This window comes from Avibacterium endocarditidis (genome assembly GCF_965138825.1).
Classification (GTDB): Bacteria; Pseudomonadota; Gammaproteobacteria; order Enterobacterales; family Pasteurellaceae; genus Avibacterium; species Avibacterium endocarditidis.
Map to the genome: position 1 here is coordinate 119,893 of NZ_CBCSDH010000001.1, position 23,168 is coordinate 143,060.

Here is a 23,168-nt window from a genome sequence, read left to right on the forward strand (position 1 = left end):
GTGCAGTTTTTTTATGCTGTTAATGAAATAAATCCTGATGTAATGCTTGGAGCTGTGCCTTTTCGTTTTCAAGGGAAAGCCCATTTAGTGCATAGTCTAAATCTATTTTGGCTTGTTTTAGCGCGGCTTCGCGAATGGCTTGGTTGTCTGATTGTGTCCGTAGCACCGCGAGCGCTTTTTGTACTTTGATGTGAATTTCTAACATTGCGCTCCCATCGCGACAAATCGGCGTGAACGGTTGCAAAACAAGTTCTTGTTCATTGAGATTTAACATTGCCAGACGATCATATTTCACCTCTTGCTTTTCAGTTTTGCTATCAAGTAGTAAGCGCAATAAGACGCTAATCACTTTAATTGCCGTGCCGGGATCGTTCACCGCTTGAGATAAGGCACGTTGAGCTACTTCGCTTAACACAATCAAACCAAATTTCGGATCTTGTGCATAAGAGCGGTTGTTTTCGATGATAAAATTTTCTTGTAGCTGTACCATTTCTTCAATAGATTTATTGACATAAGCCAGTGGCATATCCGTATAAACCAATTTTCCCGGCTGAATGGCAATCTCAATTTCGCACTCATTTTTGTCAGCAAAATCTTGCAAATTTTGCATATTGATATGGCTTAAATAGCCTGTTTTATGGGCGTGGATCGCATAAGTAAAGCGGATTTTGTCAAGGGATTTCGCCCCCATATTGGGCTGTTGCCAATAATTATTTAGGGCTTGTTGTGAAGCCGTTTCAATTTTTTCTAAGGTATTATTTAATAGCCCGAGTTGCGATAAGGCACTCACCCAAGTAATTAAGGTGGTGATTAAATAAATCAGCACGCAAATCGTACCAACAAACAGCACAAAGCGCCCTGCTTCGTTGTAATACCCCATTCCGAGCGTGATTTTGGCAATCACCGCATACACAAAGGCGGAAATAAAACTTGAAATGGCAAGGCGAGTGGTATTGTCGCCCATCACCAATTCTGTGGCCCTTGGCGTTGCGCCGTTAGAAGCTGACGAAAAGGCGGAAACCATAATAGAAAGGGAAAAGGTACTCACCGCCAGCATACTCGATGCCATAATGCTGAGAATATCATTGAGCAGTTCTTCGCTAATATCAGGTATTATATCTATCGGCAATGCTTTATTTTTAATAAACGCAGAGAAAAGCGCCAAAAACACGGCAAATAATGCACCTAAAATTGGGGTGAGCCATAACCCATTACTTGGTTTTTTTAGCCATAAAATTAGGGGAAAGAGTTTTTCTTTGAAGTAGCTTAGCATTAATAACCTTACATATTTTGAGAGCTAATTGATATTAGCCCTATGCTGATTAGAAACTTTTACTAAAGTTAAAATAAATATTGTGCTTATCGTAGCTATAAAAAGGATTATTGCTATTTACTTTATTATATTCCCAAGTAATTTGCGGTGTAATACCAAAAAACTTCAGATTACGATGCCAAAGTGTCAGCTGCGGAGAATATTCGTGATCAATTTGCTTTTTTGCTAACATTCTTCCTGCAGCTAAATATCTTCTCTGTGCATAGCTAAATACTAGACGAGTGGACAATCCAAAATCCCATTCTTGCACCCAACCTATGCGAATACCTACGCGATTGAATGCCTCATCTTTATCGCGGGCATTGCTGCGATAATAATTTGTACCAACAAACCAAAATTGGGTACTTTTAGGGATATATAATAAACTTATATCAGCAAAATAACGGTTGCCATTTAGATGCTTACGAGTCTTATAGCGTATTTCAGAGTATTCTAAAGTATTAGCTAATTTCCACTGATTATTTAGCCAATAACTTGAACTGAGTCTGACACCGCTATTTTGTGAAAATTGTTTTAAACTCTTACTACCTGATGCGCCACCACCATACCAACGTTTACTTGTAAATGGCATTAAAAGGGTTTCAAAATAGGTACTATGATAGCCTATCCCAAGACCTGAACGAAATTCTAGTTCATTATATTTTTTATTATCCCAGTAATAGCGACCAATTAGATCTAAATCAAGCTGGGTAAAATAGCCATTTTTTATTTCCCATTGTTTAGATGCGCCTAAATTATAGGAAAATCCTTCCGCACTTTCAGAATCCCAAGCTTTCCAGTTTCCTATGTAGGTGTCTGATTTAGGGGCATTATTAATATTGTTGTCTTTAACATAGCTAATACCGCCATAGAAACGCCAGCTTTGTCGTTTTTTCAGTGCAGTAATATAGTTATCTATCACTTGATAATTTGTTGAGGATAATGATTCAGAACGTAATTTTGTGAATTGATCGAGCGCAGCTTCATTATCATAGTTTAAATATAATACTTGCGCTAATTGAAATCTTACGGGGGTAATTTGTGGATAATTACTGATAATTTCACGATAAAAATCAATAGACTGATGATAATTTTCTTCTTTTGCAGCAAGAATTGCTTTACACCATAAAATCAGAGTAGGATCGGTATTAGTTTGTTGTTGATAAAGGGGAAAAAGTAACGCCACTGCCTCACTATTGTTTTGGGTAACAGCTGGAATTAAAGCGCGTATAATTAAATCAGGGTGTTTAGCTAATTCTTCCTTTGAAATAGATAATGTATTTTTGGTGTTTGCTGTATCAGGGCGATCAATTAATGGCTTAGAGGGATCAATTTTTACCTCTGGAGTATTTTGTTGTTCGCTTTGATCTAATCGTTCGTTTGCAGGTAAAACTTGTTGATTTCCGTTTGCTGAAATTGTAAACATTAGTGCTAATGTGGCAAAAGGAAATGTTAGATGATGTTTCAACATAAAACCTCACTATGAAAAAAGCCATTCAAGCGAATGGCTTTTAGTAAGAAAATTGACAATATTATTCTGATTTGCTCGCTGCAAAAACAACGCCCCATTTTTCATTATGTGCCGTACCTGCTACTTCTTTAGCATTTTCACCATAGAATTTTGCATTTAATGGCGCTGAGAATTGGGCATCATTTTCAATATTGAGAGATTGTCTATTGGTGTCATCCTTAACTGAAACACTGACTTCACCATTTACGATAGTATTTCCCGCAATTTTTCCATTTTTAATATCAAACACACCACCGTCATCATTATATAAATTTCCCGATACGGTTTTATTGTCAAAATCAGCATTAATGCGAACGCTTAATTCATTTGCTAGCCCTTTATTATTTATGTCACCTAAAGGTATAAGTCTTGCTGTATCTTTTCCTTCATATACAACTTGACCGCTTGTAGGAATTTGATCTTCTGGTGTAGGTTTTCCTTGAACAAAGGCGTATAGTGTTTCATTATCTAATACAGCACCTATTTTCACAGATTTAACATTTCCTTGTGTGCCACAACAAACATAGCGTTTTCCATCATTAACCCATAAATAGCTAATATTTACTGTGTTGCCCGAAATTCCTGCTAAGTTAGGGATAAGGGAATATGATTTTCCATTAACCACAATGGTATCAATAGAATCTGAATTAATTGTTGTTGTGCCACCTGGATTAGCCGGTTCTCCAAGTTTGGAATTAGAAGAGAAAGCATAACCAGAGAATTCAGCAGGTGCAGGTTGTGGTTCAGTATTGCTTGAGTTTGAGGTATCTGGCTGCGAGCCTGTGTTATTGCTTGTGGACGTTTCTGGTTGGGTTGTTGTGTTATTATTTGTTGATGTATCAGGTTGAGATGTTGATGAAGTCGTTGTATTAGATGAAGTATTGTTAGCCGCTGGCTCATCAGAAGAACCGCTACCACCACTGCTACAAGCTGTTAATGCAGATAACATTAATGTTGCTAATGTAATTTTTACTGTTTGGTTCATAATTGTCATCCTTTGGTTATTTAGTTAAATAAAAGTTAGAATAGCAAGTACCTTGCTTTGTTCATCTTATATCAGTGAATGGGATAGGACAAGATTAAATTTCATTTAATAAGCATTTTATATCATAGGGGGAGAGTATCCCCCTAGATACAAGTGGCTAGAATTTATAAGACACAGAAGCATTGATATTACGCTCAGCACCGTAGTAGCAGTAATAATCGCAGCCTGCGATATAACGGCGGTTGCCGACATTTTCTACATTTAACTGAGCAATCCAGTTAGAATCAAATGCGTAGCGTGCCATTAGATCTACCACAGTGGCGGATGGTACTTCTTTGCCTGAATAAAGTGAACCTTGAGAAGTAACACTTTTACCAATATAACGTACGCCTGCGCCCACCGTTAAACCATTTAATGCGCCGTTATCAAAGGTGTAATCGGTTTTCACAGCAAAAGTATGTTTTGGAATTAATGGGTTACGCACATCGCCGCTCTCTTTACGAGTGATTGATTTCAAATAGGTATAAGCTAAGCCCATATTCCAGTTGTTAGTTACATTCACATCGGCTTGAACTTCCACCCCTTTGCGATGCACAGGATTGGCATTGCTCACTGTTTTACCTAAACCATTCGACACTAACGCACCTTTATCTTTAGCTTTGAAAGCAGCAACGGTGATTGATCCGTTTAACCAGTCTGGCAAATATTTGATCCCCACTTCATATTGGTGAGTGATATTTGGATCATAAAGTTTTTGATTGCCACTTAATCCCACTGGTAAATTAAAGGATTCACTGTAACTAAAATATGGATTTAAGCCAAATGGCGCTTCATACATTAATGACGCAGAATAGGACGTATTGCTGATTTTTTGTGAAGATGTGTATTCATCTTGTTTCGCACGATCGTGGCGTACCCCAAAGTTTAACACAAGGCTATCCATAAAACGGCTTTGATTTTGTAAATAAAGCCCAAGTTGGCGCGCAGTGATGTAGGTATAAGGGGCATTGATGATTTGAGCCTGATTATAGCCAGAACGAGCCTGTTTTAAATTCACCGCAGAGGTGCTGCCAAATAGGGTATAGTAGGCTTTCACTTTTTGATGACGATAATCTGTTCCCACGACTAAGGTATTTTTCAGCCAATCGTTGCTATATTTCCAAGTGAGGTAATTATCTAGGGTATGAGAAATAGATGTGCCGTCATTAAATACGACACCGCGAGCCAATTCATAACCTGCCGCACTTGGTGCTTTTGGCGTCCAGTCTGCATTATAAGCAGAAGGATAAGCATAAGAACCACGGTGATAGTTATTGGCATAAGTGTAGCGATAGCTACTGTCAAAACTTAAATTATCATCAAATTGGTGGCTAAATTCATAGCCGATATTGTATTGACGGTTGTATTCACGATCATTGACTGGATCACCAAGGTTGGTGGAACGCCCAATATAGCTACCATCAGGGAATGGCATGAGCGAACCTTCTTGTGGCAAGAAATTCGAGCTTGGCACGCCTTTATCAAATTGATAGCTGGTTAAAAGGGTTAAACGAGTGCGATCAGAAATATCCCATTCCAAAGATGGTGCGAAATAAACGGTTTTATTTTTTGTTGCGTCCCATTGTCCATTTTTAGACGAAAATGCACCCACTAAGCGATAACGCAGATCATCATTATTGCCGATGAGATCCGTATAATCTACGCCGACGCCATATTGATGATGATTTCCAGCGTTAAGGGTAAATTCCCCTTTGCCAATTTGATCTTTATGCGGACGCTTGGTGACATAGTTGATCAAACCACCTGAGTTTGCTGCGCCGAAGGTCATTGCGTCTGCACCTTTGGTTATTTCCACCGCTTCTAAGCCAAAGGTGTTTACATAAGGGGTAAAAAAGCCATAGCTTGCCATTGGTAAACCATCAAGAGCTTGCGTAACCTCCGCACCACGCACTCTAAACCAGTTGGTGTTGGTATCTTCACCAAACACTTGGTTTTCAAAGCCCGCTTGATAACGCCCGATTTCATCGGCTTTAGTGATATTTTGCTGATCCAGTTGTTCGCGAGAAAGGGAAACTGCAGATTTAGCTTGATAAATCGGCACTTCACCCATACGGTACATCGATCCCGCTTCTACCGTGATCGCCTCCAACTCTTCCGCCCAAAGATTTTGCGAGGCGAGTAAAAGTGCGGTGGATAAAAGGGATAATTTAAAAACAGCTTTTGGCATAAATAGTCCTTAATTTACTACAAGTTACAGCTTAAATAAGGGGCGTTTCCGCCCCACGAAAATAAAATTATTTGTTCACTTTAAAAGTATAAGTGCTATAAAGTTTACGTTTTTGGCACACTTTTTGATCTGGGTAATCCATTTCATAAATTGCCTTGATTTTCCAAGTCCCCGCTAAGGCAGGAATGAAATTCACCTTGCCTTGAGCGTCCGTTTTGCCAGAGAAAGCTTGCGGTTCACGGTGATCGTAAACGGCTTTTTCATCAAGTTTGGTAAATTCGTTGGTCGTGCCGATCACGCTCACGCCTTTTGCGGGCTGACCTTGATACAACACTTGCACAGGGAAGACTTCCATCGGGCTTAGCGTGGTTGGATCAACCAATGGCACAATTTCCAACGGTAATCCCACTGGGGCAATGGCAAAGTCGCTCACATCAACGCCCGTGTTTACATAGGTTGAAGCGAACATACTGGATTCTTCGCAGTAATTGGCATCTTTCATTTGAGTGAGATTTTCACGCTTCCAGCCGTTGTCATTTTTCGACCAAAATGTCGGTTTATAGCTGCCCGAAATTTTGTATTCCGCTTTCGCCAACGGGCTGGTGGTTACATAGTGAAAATTTTCGCCCTTTTGGGTGAGGGTAGTGCTTTTGCCGTCCGCACTGTGCAACACCAGCGGATTTAAAATATTTAAACGCCCCTCAGCAATTTTTTCCCCTTCAGGAAAACGATCGCCATAGCCAAGCACCGCAAGCAAATCTTTGCCCGCTTCCGCTTGTTGTGCATATGCCCATAAATCGTGTGCTTGCCCTGCCAGAGGGAACGCCAAGCCACATACTAAGGCGAGATGAGTGAGTTTTTTCATTTGATGTCTCCTATTTTGTAAATAAAAAAAACGTGGAATTTTCTGACCGCACTTTTCTACCTCTATTTTCAAAGTGCGGTGTAAAATTCCGCCATATTGCCGTTCAATTTCAACCGTTGAAAGCAAACGGCGATAACTTTTTAGCTTTTGGAACAATATCTTGCATTACAGCGAATTTCATTGAGCGAAGCCGATACGTTCAGCAAAACAAGGCTTACGCACGCCTTTTCCCGTCAAGCCGATGGCTAGATTTTTTTCATCAGCCATAAAAAATACGTTCCACCGAGCAAGGTGGCAACCAAGCCCGCCGGGATTTCGTAAGGGAACAACAACTGTCGCCCGAGCCAATCTGCCATAATCATCACCGTTGCTCCTAATAAGCCTGCCGCCAACAGTTGGCTTTTGCTGTGGCGGAAGCCAAGGCTGTATGCCAAATGAGGGGCAAGCAAGCCGATAAAACTAAGCGATCCCACAATTAAAGTGGCGAGCAAGGTGAGTAAGATGGCAAATAAAAACAAAATGCTACGCGATTGTACAAGGTTCACCCCAAGGGATTGAGCCACTACGCTATTTAAGCTGAGTAAATCTAGCCAGCGAACAAAAATAAAGCTCAAGGCGAAAAGTACCGCTGCGATAATCAGCATTGGGATTGCCACATCATTGCTGGCGTAATAGGTTGAACCCGATCCCCAGCTTAATAATTGCCACGCGCGAGGATCGCCGCTAGCGATAAGAATGCGTTGCACGGCGTCAAATAAGGCGGAAATGCTAATTCCTGTGAGCAACACCTGATCAGGTTGCAAGCCGTTGCGGCGGTTGATAAGCCAGATTAATCCTAAGATCAATAATGCTCCCAACGCCCCCCATAACACATATTGGCTAAGTACGCTCGCCCCTGCAACAAAAATCGCTAATAACACGCCAAAGCTCACGCCGGAAGTAATACCCAGTAATTCAGGGCTTGCCATTGGATTGCGGCTTAAGCGTTGTAAGATCGTTCCCGCCAAAGCGAGCATTATGCCTGCACAAAGGGCATAGGCAAGGCGTGGGAAACGCAAGTTGAACAGGCTTTGATCTAAGTAAACTTGCCAGCCGTTTACACCTTGAGCTAAAAATAAAGAACAGCCTAACGCGGCAGCCAAAAACAGCGGTAAATAAAGTGCGGTGCTTTTTGATGATGTTTTTTTCCACGCATTTTGCCCAAGGGGTGAACTGTCCACCACTCGTCCATATTGTTGGCGATGACGAAACACTAGCCACAACAGCAACGGCGTACCGAATAATGCGGTAACCGAGCCAGTCGGCAAGCCTACGCCCCATTGTTTTTCGATCAGTTGCAAGGTTAAATCAGCGATCAATAACAGCACGCCCGAAAAATAGGCACTTCGCCACAATAAAGTTCGGAAATCCGCACTATGGTATTGGCGTGCAATGGTGGTGGCGGCTAAGCCAATAAAGGCGATCATTCCTACGCGGCTGACGATAATAGCGACCAAATAAGCGGCAAGCAACACACCGAGCAGGCGGATTCTTTTCACATTCACGCCTAAACTTTGTGCGTTACTTTCTTGTAATTGCAGAATTTGCAACGCTGGGCTAAGTAGCACGATGCCAACAATGGCAGGGGCGAGTAACGGCAGCAGGGTTAGGCTGTCATACCAGCTTTCTTGTACCAGTGAGCCGCTGCCCCACACGAGCAAGCCACGGCTTTCTTCAGGGTAAAAAAGCATTAAAAGGGAAGAAAACGCCCCAAGATAAAAACTCACCACTAGCCCTGCAAGCACGATCAACAACGGCGAAAGCATTTGTCGCCACGCCAGTAATAGCACTAAGCCTAAGGCGAATAATGCCCCAATAAAGGCAATCGGCGTGGTGCCAAATTGCAATAAATTTGGTAAAAACAGGGTAGCCAGAAACAGGGAGAATTGTGCGCCACCGCTCACTGCAAGGGTGCTATCGGAAGCCAGCGAATTATTCATAATCTGCTGTAATAATAGCGAAGCCACACCTAGGCTCGCCCCTGCTAAGATTGCCATTAGCACACGCGGCAAAGTGAAATTGAAAATCAGCAGTTGGCTGGTTTCACTTTGTTCGGGCTGTTGCCAAAGTAGCAACGCAAATAACGCCAGTGCAATCAGCCCAAGGTTTGGCATTAAACGAATTTTTACCATTGGCTTTCCCCTTGTGGCTGACGTAACCCTTGGCTTAAGGCAAGGGCTAAACGCTGAGCAGAGGGCAACGCACCGAATGTCCAAATAGCGGGTAAAATCAAGGGATCTTTCGCTAAAGGCAAGGCTTGCCATAGGCTATTACTCGTCAGTTCTTGTGGCACATTTTGCGGATAAGGCTTGATGATCACTAATTTTGCGTGGGGGAATTGTGCAAGCTGATTTAGGCTAATTTGGCTAAATCCCCATAAATTTACTGCTTCTTGCCACGCATTTTGTAGCCCAAGTTGGGTTAGCACCACACCGGGCAGACTTTGTTTGCCGTAAACACGCAAATGACGACCATCAATAAATTGTACAATTAACAACGGGCGTGCTTGAAATGGGGGGAGTAAGGCTTTTTGTGCGGCAAAAAGGGTTTCGGTTTGATGAATTAACGGCGTGGAATCCACACCTACCACATTGGCAAGTTGGCGTGTTGCTTGAAGTTGATTTTGCCAGAAATCGCCTGCTTGGTAGAAATTAACGAGATCCAAGTTTTTTACGTGGGATAAATAAGGCAAATTGGCTTGTGCGGTGGCGAAATACATATCGCTATTGGGGAAAATTTCAATATCGAGTTGTGCCAATAATTCTTTATTAGGTTGTAATCTTGTGCCTAAATCCACCGCACTTTGTGGTAACGCAGGTTCGCTCACCCAGTTTTGATAGCTTTGTTTATCGCCTACGGCAACGGGCGTTACGCCTAGTCCGAGCAAGGTTTCGGTGATCGTCCAATCTAAGGTGGCAACCTTTGGTGTTGCTAATGCCGGCAAAGTAACAATAAGCCAAAGGGCGTGCAATAAGTAAGCATATTTTTTCATTATTGCCCCCTAAAAGAACGCCACAGGAACCTGATCCACAGGGTGGGATAGCACTTGCAGATCAATATGATAAATTTGCTCAAGGGCTTGTGGAGTCATAATCTCTTGTGGCGTGCCTTGCATTAATAATTTGCCTGATTGTAAGGCGATGAGTTCATCACAAAAACGTGCGGCAAGATTGATGTCGTGAATCACAATAATCACGCCTAAATTGAGCTGCTTCACCAGTTTTTGAATCAGCTGCATCACTTCCACTTGATGGGCAATATCCAATGCCGCCAAAGGTTCATCTAATAATAAAAAGCGGCTTTGCTGTGCCAACAACATTGCAAGCCAGACGCGAGAACGTTCACCGCCTGAAAGGGTATCCACAAATTGATCGGCATAGCCTTGCATATTTGTCCACTCAAGGGCATTTTGAATGGCTTGCTCATCTTGTTTAGGATTGCGCCCTAACAGCCCATTCCACGCATAGCGCCCCATTTGTAGCAGCCCTTTTACCGTTAAATTTTGTGCGTTCGGCAAATATTGCGGCAAATAGGCCACTTCACGGGCAAAGGCTTTGTTTTTCCATTGCTGAATAGGTTGATTAGCGAAATGCAACGTGCCGCTCGAAGAAAATTGCTGACGCGCTAAGAGTTTAATCAGGGTAGATTTACCCGAACCATTTGGCCCAATAATGCCATAGATTTTTCCCGTGCCGAATTGCAGTGAAATAGGCTGCAACAACACTTTTTCAGGTAACGCAAAAGACACTGAATCTAATTCAAACACAAGATTTCCTACGGCGAATAAAATAAAGGTAGTGGATTTTAATTGATAACCGTTATCATTTCAATAGATGTATTCTTAAAAATAAATGGGTATCTTAAAAGACGATTAAAATTGTAAATTTTTCTTTCCATTTTTACGGAAAAGTTTACAATACTTGCCAGTTTCATCAAAAAATGGCGTGGAGAGCAAGCAATGTCAGCAGAAAAAGATCTTTTTTCACAGGTGGTTACGCAAAGCCACAAAATGCAAGAAGTGGTGGAAAAAGCCAAAAAATTTGCCTTGCTAGACGCGCCTTTGTTGATTCAAGGTGAAACGGGAACAGGCAAAGATCTCATTGCGAAAGCCTGTCATTTTTATAGTCCGCGGCGAGAAAATCAATTTATTGCGGTGAATTGCGCGGGGCTACCAAGTGAAGATGCCGAAAGCGAAATGTTTGGACGCGCCAATGCACAAGCGGAAAGCCAAGGCTTTTTTGAATATGCCAACGGCGGCACGGTGTTGCTTGATAGCGTGGCGGAATTGCCACTGAGCTTACAGGCAAAATTGTTGCGTTTCTTGAATGATGGCACGTTTCGCCGCGTAGGCGAGGAAAAAGAGCATTATGCTGATGTGCGCGTGATTTGCACTTCGCAAATTCCCCTTAGCCATTATGTGGAAAAAGGCAAAATGCGCGAAGATTTATTTCATCGCTTGAATGTGCTGAGTTTAACCATTCCCCCACTGCGTGGGCGTAAAGAAGATATTCCACAGCTAACAGCAATGTTTGTTCAGCAAATCAGCCAAGAATTGGGCATTTCTGCACCGCACTTTGATGAAGCCTTTCTTAATTATCTTACCCATTACACTTGGGCAGGCAACGTGCGGGAGTTGCACAACGCCTTGTACCGTGCTTGTTCATTGGCTGAAAATAATCAGCTGACTATTGCCGATTTACACTTGGTGGAACAAGAAATTCCGTTGCCAAGCATTGAACAATTTGGCAATCAAACCCTTGATGAAATTATGAATAATTTTGAAGCAATGGTGCTGCAGAAATTTTATGAAGAATATCCAAGCACTAGAAAGCTGGCTTCCAGGTTAGGCGTTTCACACACCGCCATCGCCAATAAATTAAAACAATACGGCATTGGGAAATAGCAAGCCGCAGAAAGGCTTTGTTTATTTGCTTATATAGCCTGATAAGTGCGGTTGTTTTTTCAATAATTTTTGCCATTCGCTTTGTTCGATATTCACCTTCAGCAAAAATTCCCCTTGATCACTGATTTTTTCTTCACGGATACAATCCATTTCATACAACCAATGGCGAATTTTGCCCGCTTGCGGCGGCAAGCAAAGCTGTAGTTGCACAATGCTTTTGCTTAATTTTTGTCGAATGGCATCAAATAGTAGGGCAATGCCTTGTTGCAAATGGGCGGAAATATACACTGCAACAGGGCGATTTTGCTCATCATATTCAATATGTGGCGCAAGGTTTTCCACTTGATCAATTTTGTTATAAACCAGCAAAGTCGGCACTTGAGCCGCATTGATTTCTTGCAGAACTTCATTTACCGCGTGGATATTTTCCTCTTTTCGCGCATCGGCACAATCTACAATGTGCAACAACAAACTGGCTTCCGTGGTTTCTTGTAGCGTGGATTTAAAGGCTGAAACCAAATCGTGTGGCAGATCTCGGATAAAGCCTACGGTATCCGCCAAAATCGTTGCGCCAATATCGGGAATGCTTAGGCGGCGTAGGGTGGGATCAAGGGTAGCGAAAAGCTGATCCGCGGCATAAACCTCTGCATTGGTGAGCAAATTAAACAGCGTGGATTTGCCTGCATTGGTATAGCCCACCAAGGAAATGGTTGGAATATCCGCTTTCTTTCTGGTTTGACGATTTTGATTGCGCTGTTTTTCCACTTTATTCAAGCGATTTTGCAACTGAGCAAGGCGAACTTTGATCAAACGGCGATCGCTTTCTAGTTGCGTTTCCCCCGGGCCACGCAAGCCTACCGCGCCTTTTTGCTGATCTAAGCCTGTTTTACGCCGTACTAAACGAGTGGCAAGATGTTTTAACTGAGCTAGCTCTACTTGTAATTTCCCTTCGTGAGATCGCGCACGCTGGGCAAAAATATCTAAAATCAATCCCGTGCGATCCACCACGCGACATTCACAAAGGCTTTCTAAATTTCGCGTTTGCGCTGGTGTAAGGCAATGATTCACCAAAATCACATTGGCGTTGTGATCTTTTACTGCTTGGGCAATTTCTTCCGCTTTGCCCTGACCGATAAAATACTTCGCTTGCGGTGTGGCACGGCTGGTGGTGATTATGGTGGCAATCTCCACCTGAGCGGATTCTGCTAAAAGTTGAAATTCAGCCAAATCGTCCAGATTTTTATCCGCAGAAAAAAACGCTTGCACAATAATGCCGCGATCTTGAGGTGTATTTGGTGATGAGAGAGATTGAGAAAAAGGCGAAAGTGCGGTGGAAATTTCGTCTAAATTTTCTACCGCACTTTTTTCTATTGTGCTTTGTTCTAATAAGCTTGAAAAGGTTGGATTATCCAAAATTATTCAGCTTGTGCGTCTGAGGCTGCTTCTGCAACAACTTCTTGGTTTGCATTGTGCTGTTGTTGGTGAGCTTGGTTATTGTGATGAGAAACCGCACGAGCTGGCACAACCGTAGAAATAGCGTGCTTGTAAACCATTTGATTTACTGTGTTTTTTAATAAAATAACAAATTGATCGAATGATTCAATTTGTCCTTGTAATTTAATGCCATTCACCAAATAAATTGACACAGGAATGCGTTCGCGACGCAATGCGTTTAAATAAGGATCTTGTAATGATTGTCCTTTTGCCATCTTTTTTTCCTTCTTATATTAGTTATAGGGTATTATGGGAACAAAAATCGTCTCCGTGGCTCAATATAGCAATAATCACGCCTGTTGTCATCACTGAGATTTAATTATTTTAACGTTTGCGTCATTTGCTGGAAGGATTTTTCTGGCGCTAAACTATCAAGCCAAGTGATGGGTGATTTCCAACCGCGTAGCCAAGTAATTTGCCGTTTCGCCAACTGCCGTGTCGCACAAATGCCACGAAAAACCATTTCATCGTGATCATAATCGCCTTGCAAATATTCCCACATTTGACGATAGCCCACACAGCGAATGGACGGCAAGTCCGCGTGCAAATCGCCACGCTGATAGAGTTTTTCCACTTCTTGCTGAAAGCCTTGCGCAATCATTTTATGAAAACGCTGTTCAATGCGTTGGTGCAAAATTTGACGATCCTGTGGGGCAATAGCAAATTGCGTGATCTCATAAGGCAGCGCTTCGCCTTTTTGTTCGGTGAGTTCGGTGAGTGATTTCCCTGTGAGATAAAACACTTCCAGCGCGCGGTTGATCCTTTGGCTATCGTTCGGATTAATGCGTTGTGCAGAAACAGGGTCAATTTTTGCCAGCTCTTGATGCAAGCCATTCCAACCGATTTGTGCGGCTTTTTGCTCAATTTCTTGACGTAAATTTTCATCTGCCGATGGCAGCGGTGAAAGCCCTTCAAGCAAGGCTTTGTAATAGAGCATAGTGCCGCCCACTAACAAAGGAATTTTGCCTTGCGCCGTGATGTCCGCCATTTCACGCAACGCATCTTGACGAAAATTTGCCGCAGAATAGCTTTCGCTCGGATCTTTAATATCAATCAAACGGTGCGGGGCGAGTGTTAGTTCTTCCGCATTGGGTTTTGCCGTGCCAATATCCATTCCACGATAAATTAAGGCTGAATCCACGCTGATCACTTCCACCGGGAAATGTTGGCGTAATTTGATCGCTAAGTCTGTTTTGCCTGAGGCCGTTGGCCCCATTAAGAAAATCGCGCGAGGTTTGGCTGACATTATTGTTCCTGCTGTAAATAAGGTTGCCAATCAATGGCGATAAATAATTGGGATAAATCAAATTTCGTTTGTTGCTGAGCTAGTTGTTCGGTTTCGCTGAGCAAATTTACTGCATCACTGAAAATTTCAATATTTACATAATCCAGTTGTTGACAAAGTGCGGTTAAAAATTGGGTGAAATTATCCACATTTTGATTGAGCAGATTGCCCACACATTGTTGTAAATTTTGCTGACGCAAACAGCTCGGCACTTTGGTTAAACTAATGCGATGTTGGGCAAGATTTTCATTAAAATCAAAACCTGCTTGCACAAAGAACGCTTTTTGTTGCTGCCAATGGGCTTGTTGTTCCGTGTCTAAGCGAAACATTATGGGGATCAGCAACGCTTGCTGCGGCACATTATTTTGCTGCAGGCTTAATTGAATATGCGTTTGTTGTAATTTTTTAATTGGCAACAGATAAAATTGCTGATTTTGTTGCAATAACAAGGCCTTATTTTCCACTAAGGCTAAGGTGCGTAGCATATGGTTAGATTGCGCAAGGGGCATTTCAGGCGCAGATTGAATTTTATTCGGTGCAGCCGTTTGCGTGCTTTGTTGCAATTCCCCTGTTTGTAGCAATTCACCATAGGCTTGGCGTTCCTTTTGGGATACCGCAGGCGTTTTGGTGTAATGCTCAAAGTGCGGTGTAAATTTTGCTGATTTTTCTACCGCACTTTCTACCGTACTTTCTTTTGACGCTTTTGGCGTATTTTTTTCTGCCGTGCTTTTTCCCACCGTGTTCTGCTCATTCCGTTCTGAATAATCAGGCATTGGCTGAAAAATATTTCTTCCTGCTGCTGCACGGTTTACCGAACCCTGATTAGGCTGCCATAAGCCTTGTGGCTCTTGCACTTGGAAAGTATTTTCTTCTCGTTGTGTAGCGGTTTCAGGGGACGACATTTGCTGCATAGCAATCTCATTACGCCCTAATTCAAAACTGGTCTGTAAGGCATTTTGTACACCCTGATAAATAAAATCGTGTACCAAACGGGCTTGCTGGAAACGCACTTCGTGCTTGGTGGGGTGAACGTTCACGTCCACTTCGTTAGGGTTGAGATCAATAAATAGAATATAAGCAGGGTATTCTTCCGCGCCTAAATAATCCGCATAGGCCTGACGAATGGCGTGGGTGATTACTTTATCGCGCACCATTCGCCCATTCACATAGCAATAAGTGAGATCGTTTTGCGAACGCTTAAAATGCGGTTCAGCCACCCAACCAGAAAGGTGCAAATCATCGTGTTTCCAATCAATATGCAGGGCGTGAGCAATAAACTCATCGCCACAAATGGCAGCAATACGCTTTAATTTTTGCGAAAAATCCACCGCACTTTTGTATTGACGCACGATTTTGCCATTATGCGTAAGCGTGAAAGCAATATGCGGTTTTGCAAGCGCGATGCGGCGGATCACTTCATCAATATGAGAAAATTCTGTTTTATCGGTGCGTAAAAATTTACGTCTAGCAGGCGTATTAAAAAATAAATTGGCAACTTCAACGGTGGTGCCAACAGGGTGAGAAGCTGGCTTGATAGTGGTTTCCATTTCTCGCCCCTGAGCGTAAACCTGCCAAGCTTCTTTTTGCTTTTCCGTGCGCGAGGTGAGCGTAAGGCGTGAAACTGAGCTAATACTTGCTAATGCCTCGCCACGAAAGCCTAAACTTAGAATGGCTTCTAAATCTTCAATGCTCGCAATTTTGCTGGTGGCGTGGCGTGCAAGAGCAAGGGAAAGTTCGTCTTTCGGAATACCTGTGCCGTTGTCGCGAATACGGATTAGGCTTGCACCGCCGTTTTCAATATCTACTTGGATTTTATTCGCGCCCGCATCAAGGCTGTTTTCCACTAATTCTTTCACCACAGATGCAGGGCGTTCCACCACCTCGCCGGCAGCGATTTGGTTAGCAAGTTGCGGTGGCAGAATTTGAATTGGCATTGGCGTTCCTATATCAACAGCCCTAACGTAGCTGAATTTTTTGTCCTGTTTGCACTTTGCCGTTTTTCAATTTTGGATTGAGTTTTAACAGCGTTGGCACAGGAATATTATATTCACGCGAAATCGCATACAGGGTTTGATCTTTTTTCACTGTATGGAATTTCGGCGGAGTTTTGTCTTTTCCGTTATTCTCGGTTTTGGTATTTTTGTTTGCAGTTTTATCCGCTTTTTTGTTATCGGTTTTTGACTTATCTGTCTTTTTATTATCTGCTTTTTTGTTTTCTGTTTTGCTTGTTGTTTTACTATTTTTCGGCTCGGCTTTACTTGTTGCAGCTTTGCTATTTTTGCCATTGTCAGGAATTTTGATGGTTTCACCAATCCATAATTCATGGCGCTTGAGCTTGTTTAAGGCAATAATATCGCTCATTTTTACATTATATTTAGTTGCTAATCCACCAAGGCTTTCGCCATTTTTAACTTTATGACGAAGTCCGCTATCTTTAATTTGCGTTTGTGATTTTTCGTTTGAGTTTTTGACCGCACTTTCTTTCACCGTAGGCGTCTTGGCTACATTAATGTCACTTTTCACATAACGGCGGCGGAAATCCACCAAACTTTCATAAATCACCATCGCCAATTTTTTACGATAAGCCAGTGAGTTGAGTTTTTTCTCTTCATCAGGGTTGGATAAAAAGCCTGTTTCCACCAAAATCGATGGAATATCAGGAGAACGTAGCACGCCAAGGCTAGCGTGTTGTGGCGTGCTGCGGCTTAAGGTGGTGATTTTGGCAAAACGGCGCAATACAATCGAACCAAGCTCATAGCCCACACGTTGGCTATGGCCAAATTGTAAATCTAGCACTGTTTGATCTAAATATTTCTCTTTATGTGAAGCTAGCACCGAACCTGCGCCGCCTAATAACTCAGAACGCTTTTCATGATCTTCCAACCATTGCCCCATTTCGCTGTTGGCGCGGCGGTTGGATAGCACCCACACGGACGCACCGCGTAAATCAGGGGAAACAGACGAATCGGCGTGAATGGAAACCAGATAATTCGCTTTATATTTGCGTGCAATCTCTGAGCGTTCTGGCACAGAAATATAATAATCGCCTTTGCGCGTTAGTACCGCGCGGAAATTGGGATCTTTATCCAACAAGGCTTTAAGTTCTCGCGCAATAGAAAGCGTTACATTTTTTTCATAAATGTGTTGGGTACGGCTAATTGCACCGGGATCTTTTCCGCCGTGTCCGGGGTCAATGGCGATCGTCCAAACATTGGCGAAAGCGTTTGAAACGGCGACAAATCCGCATAAGAAAAAAAGGTAAATAAATCGGTAAAGGTTTCTCATTCTAAAACTTCACAAAAAAATAGCTTAGGTTAAATGGTATTATCAATCAGTTTATGCGATGAGCTGTTGAATAATCTGCTCGCCTTGCTTGCTTTTGGCGTGCAAAGTGAGATTGCGTGCATCATCAACATAATCAATTTGAATGATCAAATCAGGCTCAGCAAGTAAACCACGCCCTTTTTCAGACCATTCAATTAGGCAAATACTTTGCGCATTAAAATAATCACGAATGCCCATAAATTCTAATTCTTCGGGATCACTTAAACGATATAAATCAAAATGATAAATGGATTTTCCCGCTAAATGATATTCTTCCACCAAGGTGTAAGTTGGGCTTTTCACCTTACCTTCATAGCCTAACCCTTGGATCATTCCACGGCTTAGGGTGGTTTTCCCTGCGCCAAGATCACCGTTTAAATAAATCACAATGCCTTTTTCTGTCGCCATTTGGCTAACAATTTGCATTAATTTCGCTCCAAAGCGACACATTGTGATTTCATCAGGAATATATTGATTAAACTGTTCCATATTTTCTCGGTGATTGGCTAATTTTAGATAAAAATAGTGCGGAATTGTACCGCACTTTTATTGTATTTTGTAGGGGAAATGATACGAGATTGTATTAATTTGTAATGCCAGCACGCTCTACTTTTTCTTTAATTGCTTCGGCAACAAAGGCATTCAAGCTCAGATCGCCCGCAGCCAACACGGCATTACGGTGAAGTTCTTCGCTAATTCTCACATTAAATACGCCTTTGAAAGGTTTGTCAGGCGTTCGCCCAAGTTCTTGGCAATCTTGTAAATACAGATCCACAGAAGTTTGAAATTCTTTCTCTAATTGTGGCAAGGTTTCTGCTTCGTAGGTAACCACATCTCGGATATATGCCAATTTGCCAAATAGCACATTATTTTCTAAATCTGCTTCTATAGTGCCGACATAGCCTTTGTATTTGAGTAATGTCATAGTAATCCCACTCCTTTTAATCCCTCTTTAACTGATTTTAACGCCCCACCTTTGATGTAATTTTCAGGGTGCGGTTTATGTAACAAGATTAAGTGATCAAGCTCTGCGTTGTAAAATCTAACGCGAGAGCCAGCCATTTCACGTTTTTCATAGCCTAACCGAGCTAATAAGGTGAGTAAATCTGTCCAAATAAAGGTATTTTTAGCGTTAGCTAATTTTTCTAATAATTTTTCAGATTTCCCCATTTACCCTACTTTTTTGATACTAATTATAGTTACACAAATTAAAAAAAACAGATCTATTTGCTATTTTGTATAATCAACCTCAATTTTCTTTGGATACCCCACCTGTAATGTAAGCGGTTTATCTGTACAAAGTTGATTTTCTCTCGTGCAGATGAAAAAGCGTGAGGTCATTGCTTTTTCGCCGTTATTGAGAAAAATTTCAGCCACGGAGCGATCGAAGAAAATTTCCACTTGGTGTAAGTTTTTGATTTCACAATAGCGTTTTTCGCCTAATGCCTGTATTGAATCTGTTTGTTCCGTTTGACTGCGATCTAGGCAGAGCAACTTGCCGTCATAACTTAGGGTTAAATGCTGATTTTGTGCATTATTAAAGAATTTCAGGCTGAACGGTTGGGCGTTTGCATCAAATTTGAGATAAGCACGATCTAAATCTGCAATCACAGCCTCTTTTTCAACCGTAATAGATTGAAGTGCGGTGAGATTTTTATAAATATTTTCAATCGGTTGCTGATAGATTTTGCCGTTTTGTAAGCGTAATTGACGTGGCATTGAAAGCATCGAATGCCATTTGTAGAGATCCGTAGGGTAGCTTAAATCAGGCAATCCCACCCAGCCGAACAGCATTGTTTGTGTGCCAGAAAAGGTTTGTGGCGCATAGAAATCAAAGCCTTGATCCAGTTCTGCAATCTGTTCTGCGTGGAATTGGCGATCATCAAGATTACCCAAGGCATAAACCGCGTGGTAATTATTTTGATATTGCTCGCGCTCACGCGCTTTGCCCTGTGGCGACCAAATAAAGAGCGATTTATCGCCCATTTGCGATAAGTCAGGGCATTCCCACATAAACACGCCTTGATTATCGAAAGCGGGTAGGGCAAGTTCGCCTAATAAACGTGGGGTGCCGGCTAAATTATCCATTTCAAACACGAGCGCTGTACCGGTGAGATTTTCCCGTTGCGCACCGCAGATAAAGCGAATTTTGCCGTCTTTGGTGAGAAACGGTTTGGGATCGCGAACGTGTTCGGTGTAGCCTTGTGGCGCTTGTTCGATAAGCGGGCGCTTGCTTAATAATTTTCCGTCTTTGCTGAAAATTGCCAGATTTTGATAAGGCACGCGCTGATTATCGCTTGGGCGTCTGGTATTGCCTGTGTAGAACACCGCGATGTTGTCATCAATTAACACCGCACCGCCTGAATAGCAGCCGTGGCTTTCATATAATTCGCAAGGCACAAGCAAATCTGCTTGGCTAAATTGTTGGAAATCTTGCGTGATGAAATGCTGCCAATGTTTCATTCCATGTAGGGCATCAAAGGGATACCATTGATAGAAAAGATGATATTTTTCGCCATCAAAAATCAAACCGTTCGGATCGTTAAGCAGGCCCGTTGGTGGTGCAAGATGATAAACAGGGCGAAAATCCTGATCTTGCGCCACGGTTTGAGCGATTTTTTCTAGCTCCCCTTGCTCTGCAGCATAAAGGCTTTTGTATTTCCCTTCATTGAAAATGATCATTGGCGTTCTCCTTATTCGCTTAAAAACGCTTGTAATTGTTCGTGGTTCGGTAGGGCAGACATCGCGCCTTTTGCTGTGGTGGCTAACGCACCGCAGGCGTTGGCTTGGCGTAAGATTTTCACGAGCGTTTCGTGATTGCTGTGCCAATCAGGATTTTGCGAAAGCCCTGCTAATAAACCACCCACAAAGGCATCGCCTGCGCCCGTGGTATCCACAGGTTGTAACGCTTTGCCTGCTACAATTTCTTTTGTGCCATTGAAATGATAAAGCGCCCCTTCTTTGCCTAGGGTAACGATAATCAGCTTTTGCGGATAAAGTGCGGTGATTTTTTCAAAGGCTTTTTCAAGGCTGTCGGTTTGCGTTAGGAAAGTGAGTTCTTCTTCCGAAAATTTCAGCACATCAGCTAAAGCCACCGCTTGCATTACCACCTGCCGCATTTCATCAAGGCTTTGCCATAGGCTTTCACGCAAATTGGGATCGAAAGACACATAACCTTTCGCCTGACGAATATTTTTCATCGCGGTGAAGGTTGCCGTGCGGGAAGGATCGTTGATTAATGCAATGGAACAGCAGTGCAACCATTGCCTTTGCGAAAAGGTTGGTAATTCAGAAACTTGCAAAAATTGATCCGCACTTGGATTAACCATAAAGGTAAAGCTGCGTTCACCTTGATCTAATCCAACCACCACGGTAGAAGTGCGTTGCGCGGGATCTAAGGTCATAAACGTGGTATCCACCTTTTCTTGCTGCAAGGTTTGTTGCATAAATTCGCCCAAAGGATCTTTGCCCACTTTGCCGATAAAACCGCTTTCACCGCCGAGCCGTGCTACGCCCACTGACACATTGGCTGGCGCGCCACCGGCACAGCGTAAATAATGTTGTTCGCCATCGGGGATTAAATCCACCACCGCATCGCCTAATACCCAAATTTTTTCTGACATAATTCCACCTATTGATAATATTAAAAATGGCTAATTTTTTTACCGCACTTTTATTTTACGTTTTATTACACTGTATTTTTATATGGAAATGTTGCTGATCTTTCAATGACTTGCAAAATCCATTTAGCTTGCTGGTAAAAAGAAGGCGTATTTTCATACGCCTAACATTCAACTTTTATTTCACGGTAACGCGTGCAAATTTGCGTTTGCCCACTTGATACACCGCAGTGGATGCTGAAATCACAGCTTTCGCATCTTCAACTTTTTCACCGTCAATTTTCACCCCACCTTGGTTTACCATACGAATGGCTTCTGAAGTTGAGCTCACTAAGCCTGCTTCTTTTAACAGGTTTGCCAAGCCGATTTCCCCTTCAAAAGTAAATTCTGGTATTTCATCTGGGATCGCCCCTTTTTGGAAACGGTTAATGAACGCCTGTTCTGCGGCGTCTGCCTCGGCTTCGGAGTGGAAGCGAGCAGTGATTTCTTTCGCTAATAACACCTTAATATCACGCGGGTTGCGTCCTTCTGCTACTTCTTGTTTGAACTGAGCAATTTCGCTGAGTGGACGGAAAGAAAGCAAGTCGTACCAATCCCACATTAATTCATCAGAAATCGACATAATTTTGCCGAACATTTCATTAGGTGCTTCCGTTACGCCGATGTAGTTGCCGAGAGATTTCGACATTTTTTTCTCGCCGTCTAAGCCCACAAGCAGTGGCAAGGTGATGGCGACTTGCGGTTTTTGACCGTCTGATTTTTGCAGTTCACGCCCGATCAGCAAATTGAACGTTTGGTCTGTGCCACCTAATTCCACATCGGCTTTCAAATGCACGGAATCGTGGCCTTGTAATAATGGATAGATAAATTCGTGAATTGCAATCGGCTGATTATTGCTAAAACGCTTTTTGAAATCATCACGCTCAAGCATACGCGCCACGGTGTAATTGGAGGCAAGGCGGATCATTCCTACCGTGCCTAATTGTCCTAACCAATCAGAGTTGAACACGATTTCTGTTTTTTCAGGATCAAGGATTTTGAAAATTTGCTCTTTATAGGTTTCCGCATTGCGTAACACATCTTCGCGAGAAAGTGGCGGGCGGGTTGCGTTTTTACCCGATGGATCGCCCACGGTGGCGGTGAAATCCCCGATCAAAAACATCACGTGATGACCAAAATTTTGGAATTGACGCAATTTATTTAACACCACCGTATGCCCTAAATGAATGTCGGGTGCAGTTGGATCAGCCCCTAATTTAATGCGTAACGGACGGTTTTCTTTAAGTTTTTCGATTAAATCTTGTTCTGAAAAAAGTTGATCTGTGCCGCGTTTAAGCTCAGCAAGCTGCTCGGCAAGCAAAGGTGAAAGATCAGTCATTGAGGTATCCTATATGTGTAAATTATTTTCTTGAATTTCATTATTATAGATAGGAAAAAACAATATTCAAATGAAATCTATGAAATAAAGACGTGTCGTTGAAATCTTTGTAGCAAAAGTATAGCCATAGTGTTATTAAAAGAAGATGATGTTACTGCATCGTATTAAAGTATTTTTTGAATCATTTTTTCAAAAAAAATAATTTTATGTTTTATTTTGTGTGAGC

General features: G+C 42.4%; 20 protein-coding genes. 1 reads left to right on the forward strand and 19 read right to left on the reverse strand.

From position 1 onward, the window contains the following. Nucleotides 1-19 precede the first annotated feature (19 nt). The 8 genes from ACNAV8_RS00570 to ACNAV8_RS00605 all read right to left on the reverse strand — a co-directional run bounded on the left by ACNAV8_RS00570 (nt 20) and on the right by ACNAV8_RS00605 (nt 10,704). Nucleotides 20-1,273, reverse strand: coding sequence for a DUF2254 domain-containing protein (locus tag ACNAV8_RS00570; protein ID WP_415777022.1), 1,254 nt, complete (start codon nt 1,271-1,273; stop codon nt 20-22). Between the two features lie 49 nt (nt 1,274-1,322). After that, nucleotides 1,323-2,783, reverse strand: coding sequence for a surface lipoprotein assembly modifier (locus ACNAV8_RS00575; protein WP_245872507.1), 1,461 nt, complete (start codon nt 2,781-2,783; stop codon nt 1,323-1,325). Nucleotides 2,784-2,844: 61 nt separating this feature from the next. Then, nucleotides 2,845-3,807, reverse strand: coding sequence for a transferrin-binding protein-like solute binding protein (locus ACNAV8_RS00580; RefSeq protein ID WP_415777023.1), 963 nt, complete (start codon nt 3,805-3,807; stop codon nt 2,845-2,847). A 157-nt stretch (nt 3,808-3,964) separates the two neighbouring features. Then, complete coding sequence (locus ACNAV8_RS00585) at nt 3,965-6,034, reverse strand: TonB-dependent siderophore receptor (RefSeq protein ID WP_415777024.1); 2,070 nt, start codon at nt 6,032-6,034, stop codon at nt 3,965-3,967. Nucleotides 6,035-6,101: 67 nt separating this feature from the next. Beyond that, nucleotides 6,102-6,899, reverse strand: coding sequence for a DUF4198 domain-containing protein (locus ACNAV8_RS00590; RefSeq protein ID WP_035687185.1), 798 nt, complete (start codon nt 6,897-6,899; stop codon nt 6,102-6,104). A gap of 245 nt (nt 6,900-7,144) precedes the next feature. Continuing rightward, nucleotides 7,145-9,070, reverse strand: coding sequence for a Fe(3+)-hydroxamate ABC transporter permease FhuB (gene fhuB / locus ACNAV8_RS00595; protein WP_103854901.1), 1,926 nt, complete (start codon nt 9,068-9,070; stop codon nt 7,145-7,147). Next, nucleotides 9,064-9,930 carry an ABC transporter substrate-binding protein gene (locus tag ACNAV8_RS00600; protein ID WP_103854900.1) on the reverse strand — a complete coding sequence of 289 codons (867 nt, stop codon included), beginning with the start codon at nt 9,928-9,930 and terminating at the stop codon, nt 9,064-9,066. The genes fhuB and ACNAV8_RS00600 overlap by 7 nt, the downstream gene beginning before the upstream one ends. 9 nt (nt 9,931-9,939) lie before the next feature. Further along, nucleotides 9,940-10,704 carry an ABC transporter ATP-binding protein gene (locus ACNAV8_RS00605; protein WP_103854899.1) on the reverse strand — a complete coding sequence of 255 codons (765 nt, stop codon included), beginning with the start codon at nt 10,702-10,704 and terminating at the stop codon, nt 9,940-9,942. Nucleotides 10,705-10,896: 192 nt separating this feature from the next. Here ACNAV8_RS00605 and ACNAV8_RS00610 point away from each other — a divergent pair, with 192 nt between their 5' ends. Continuing rightward, nucleotides 10,897-11,841 (forward strand): sigma 54-interacting transcriptional regulator, encoded by a 945-nt coding sequence (locus ACNAV8_RS00610; protein WP_415777025.1) that lies wholly within the window; start codon nt 10,897-10,899, stop codon nt 11,839-11,841. Between the two features lie 21 nt (nt 11,842-11,862). Here the strand turns inward: ACNAV8_RS00610 and hflX are convergent, their stop codons facing one another. The 11 genes from hflX to tyrS all read right to left on the reverse strand — a co-directional run bounded on the left by hflX (nt 11,863) and on the right by tyrS (nt 22,942). After that, on the reverse strand, nt 11,863-13,254 hold the full coding sequence (gene hflX, locus ACNAV8_RS00615; protein WP_415777026.1) for a ribosome rescue GTPase HflX: 1,392 nt from the start codon (nt 13,252-13,254) through the stop codon (nt 11,863-11,865). Nucleotides 13,255-13,256: 2 nt separating this feature from the next. After that, nucleotides 13,257-13,550 (reverse strand): RNA chaperone Hfq, encoded by a 294-nt coding sequence (gene hfq, locus ACNAV8_RS00620; protein WP_330933400.1) that lies wholly within the window; start codon nt 13,548-13,550, stop codon nt 13,257-13,259. A gap of 104 nt (nt 13,551-13,654) precedes the next feature. Continuing rightward, nucleotides 13,655-14,581 carry a tRNA (adenosine(37)-N6)-dimethylallyltransferase MiaA gene (gene miaA, locus ACNAV8_RS00625; RefSeq protein ID WP_103854898.1) on the reverse strand — a complete coding sequence of 309 codons (927 nt, stop codon included), beginning with the start codon at nt 14,579-14,581 and terminating at the stop codon, nt 13,655-13,657. Beyond that, complete coding sequence (gene mutL, locus ACNAV8_RS00630) at nt 14,581-16,554, reverse strand: DNA mismatch repair endonuclease MutL (RefSeq protein ID WP_103854897.1); 1,974 nt, start codon at nt 16,552-16,554, stop codon at nt 14,581-14,583. The genes miaA and mutL overlap by 1 nt, the downstream gene beginning before the upstream one ends. A gap of 22 nt (nt 16,555-16,576) precedes the next feature. Beyond that, nucleotides 16,577-17,905: an N-acetylmuramoyl-L-alanine amidase gene (locus ACNAV8_RS00635; RefSeq protein ID WP_103854896.1), complete on the reverse strand. Its 1,329-nt coding sequence runs from the start codon at nt 17,903-17,905 to the stop codon at nt 16,577-16,579. Nucleotides 17,906-17,956: 51 nt separating this feature from the next. Continuing rightward, nucleotides 17,957-18,433: a tRNA (adenosine(37)-N6)-threonylcarbamoyltransferase complex ATPase subunit type 1 TsaE gene (tsaE, locus tag ACNAV8_RS00640; protein WP_103853213.1), complete on the reverse strand. Its 477-nt coding sequence runs from the start codon at nt 18,431-18,433 to the stop codon at nt 17,957-17,959. Between the two features lie 94 nt (nt 18,434-18,527). Beyond that, nucleotides 18,528-18,869, reverse strand: coding sequence for a type II toxin-antitoxin system HicB family antitoxin (locus ACNAV8_RS00645; protein ID WP_103853212.1), 342 nt, complete (start codon nt 18,867-18,869; stop codon nt 18,528-18,530). Continuing rightward, a complete protein-coding gene (locus ACNAV8_RS00650; RefSeq protein ID WP_103853211.1) occupies nt 18,866-19,114 on the reverse strand; it encodes a type II toxin-antitoxin system HicA family toxin in 249 nt (82 codons plus the stop codon). Before ACNAV8_RS00650 ends, ACNAV8_RS00645 begins: the two co-directional genes overlap by 4 nt. A 60-nt stretch (nt 19,115-19,174) precedes the next feature. Beyond that, entirely contained in the window at nt 19,175-20,626 is a 1,452-nt protein-coding gene (locus ACNAV8_RS00655; protein ID WP_103854895.1) for a glycoside hydrolase family 32 protein, read from the reverse strand. A gap of 11 nt (nt 20,627-20,637) precedes the next feature. After that, nucleotides 20,638-21,567: an aminoimidazole riboside kinase gene (locus ACNAV8_RS00660; protein WP_330933406.1), complete on the reverse strand. Its 930-nt coding sequence runs from the start codon at nt 21,565-21,567 to the stop codon at nt 20,638-20,640. A gap of 175 nt (nt 21,568-21,742) precedes the next feature. Next, entirely contained in the window at nt 21,743-22,942 is a 1,200-nt protein-coding gene (tyrS, locus tag ACNAV8_RS00665; protein ID WP_103853208.1) for a tyrosine--tRNA ligase, read from the reverse strand. Nucleotides 22,943-23,168 lie beyond the last annotated feature (226 nt).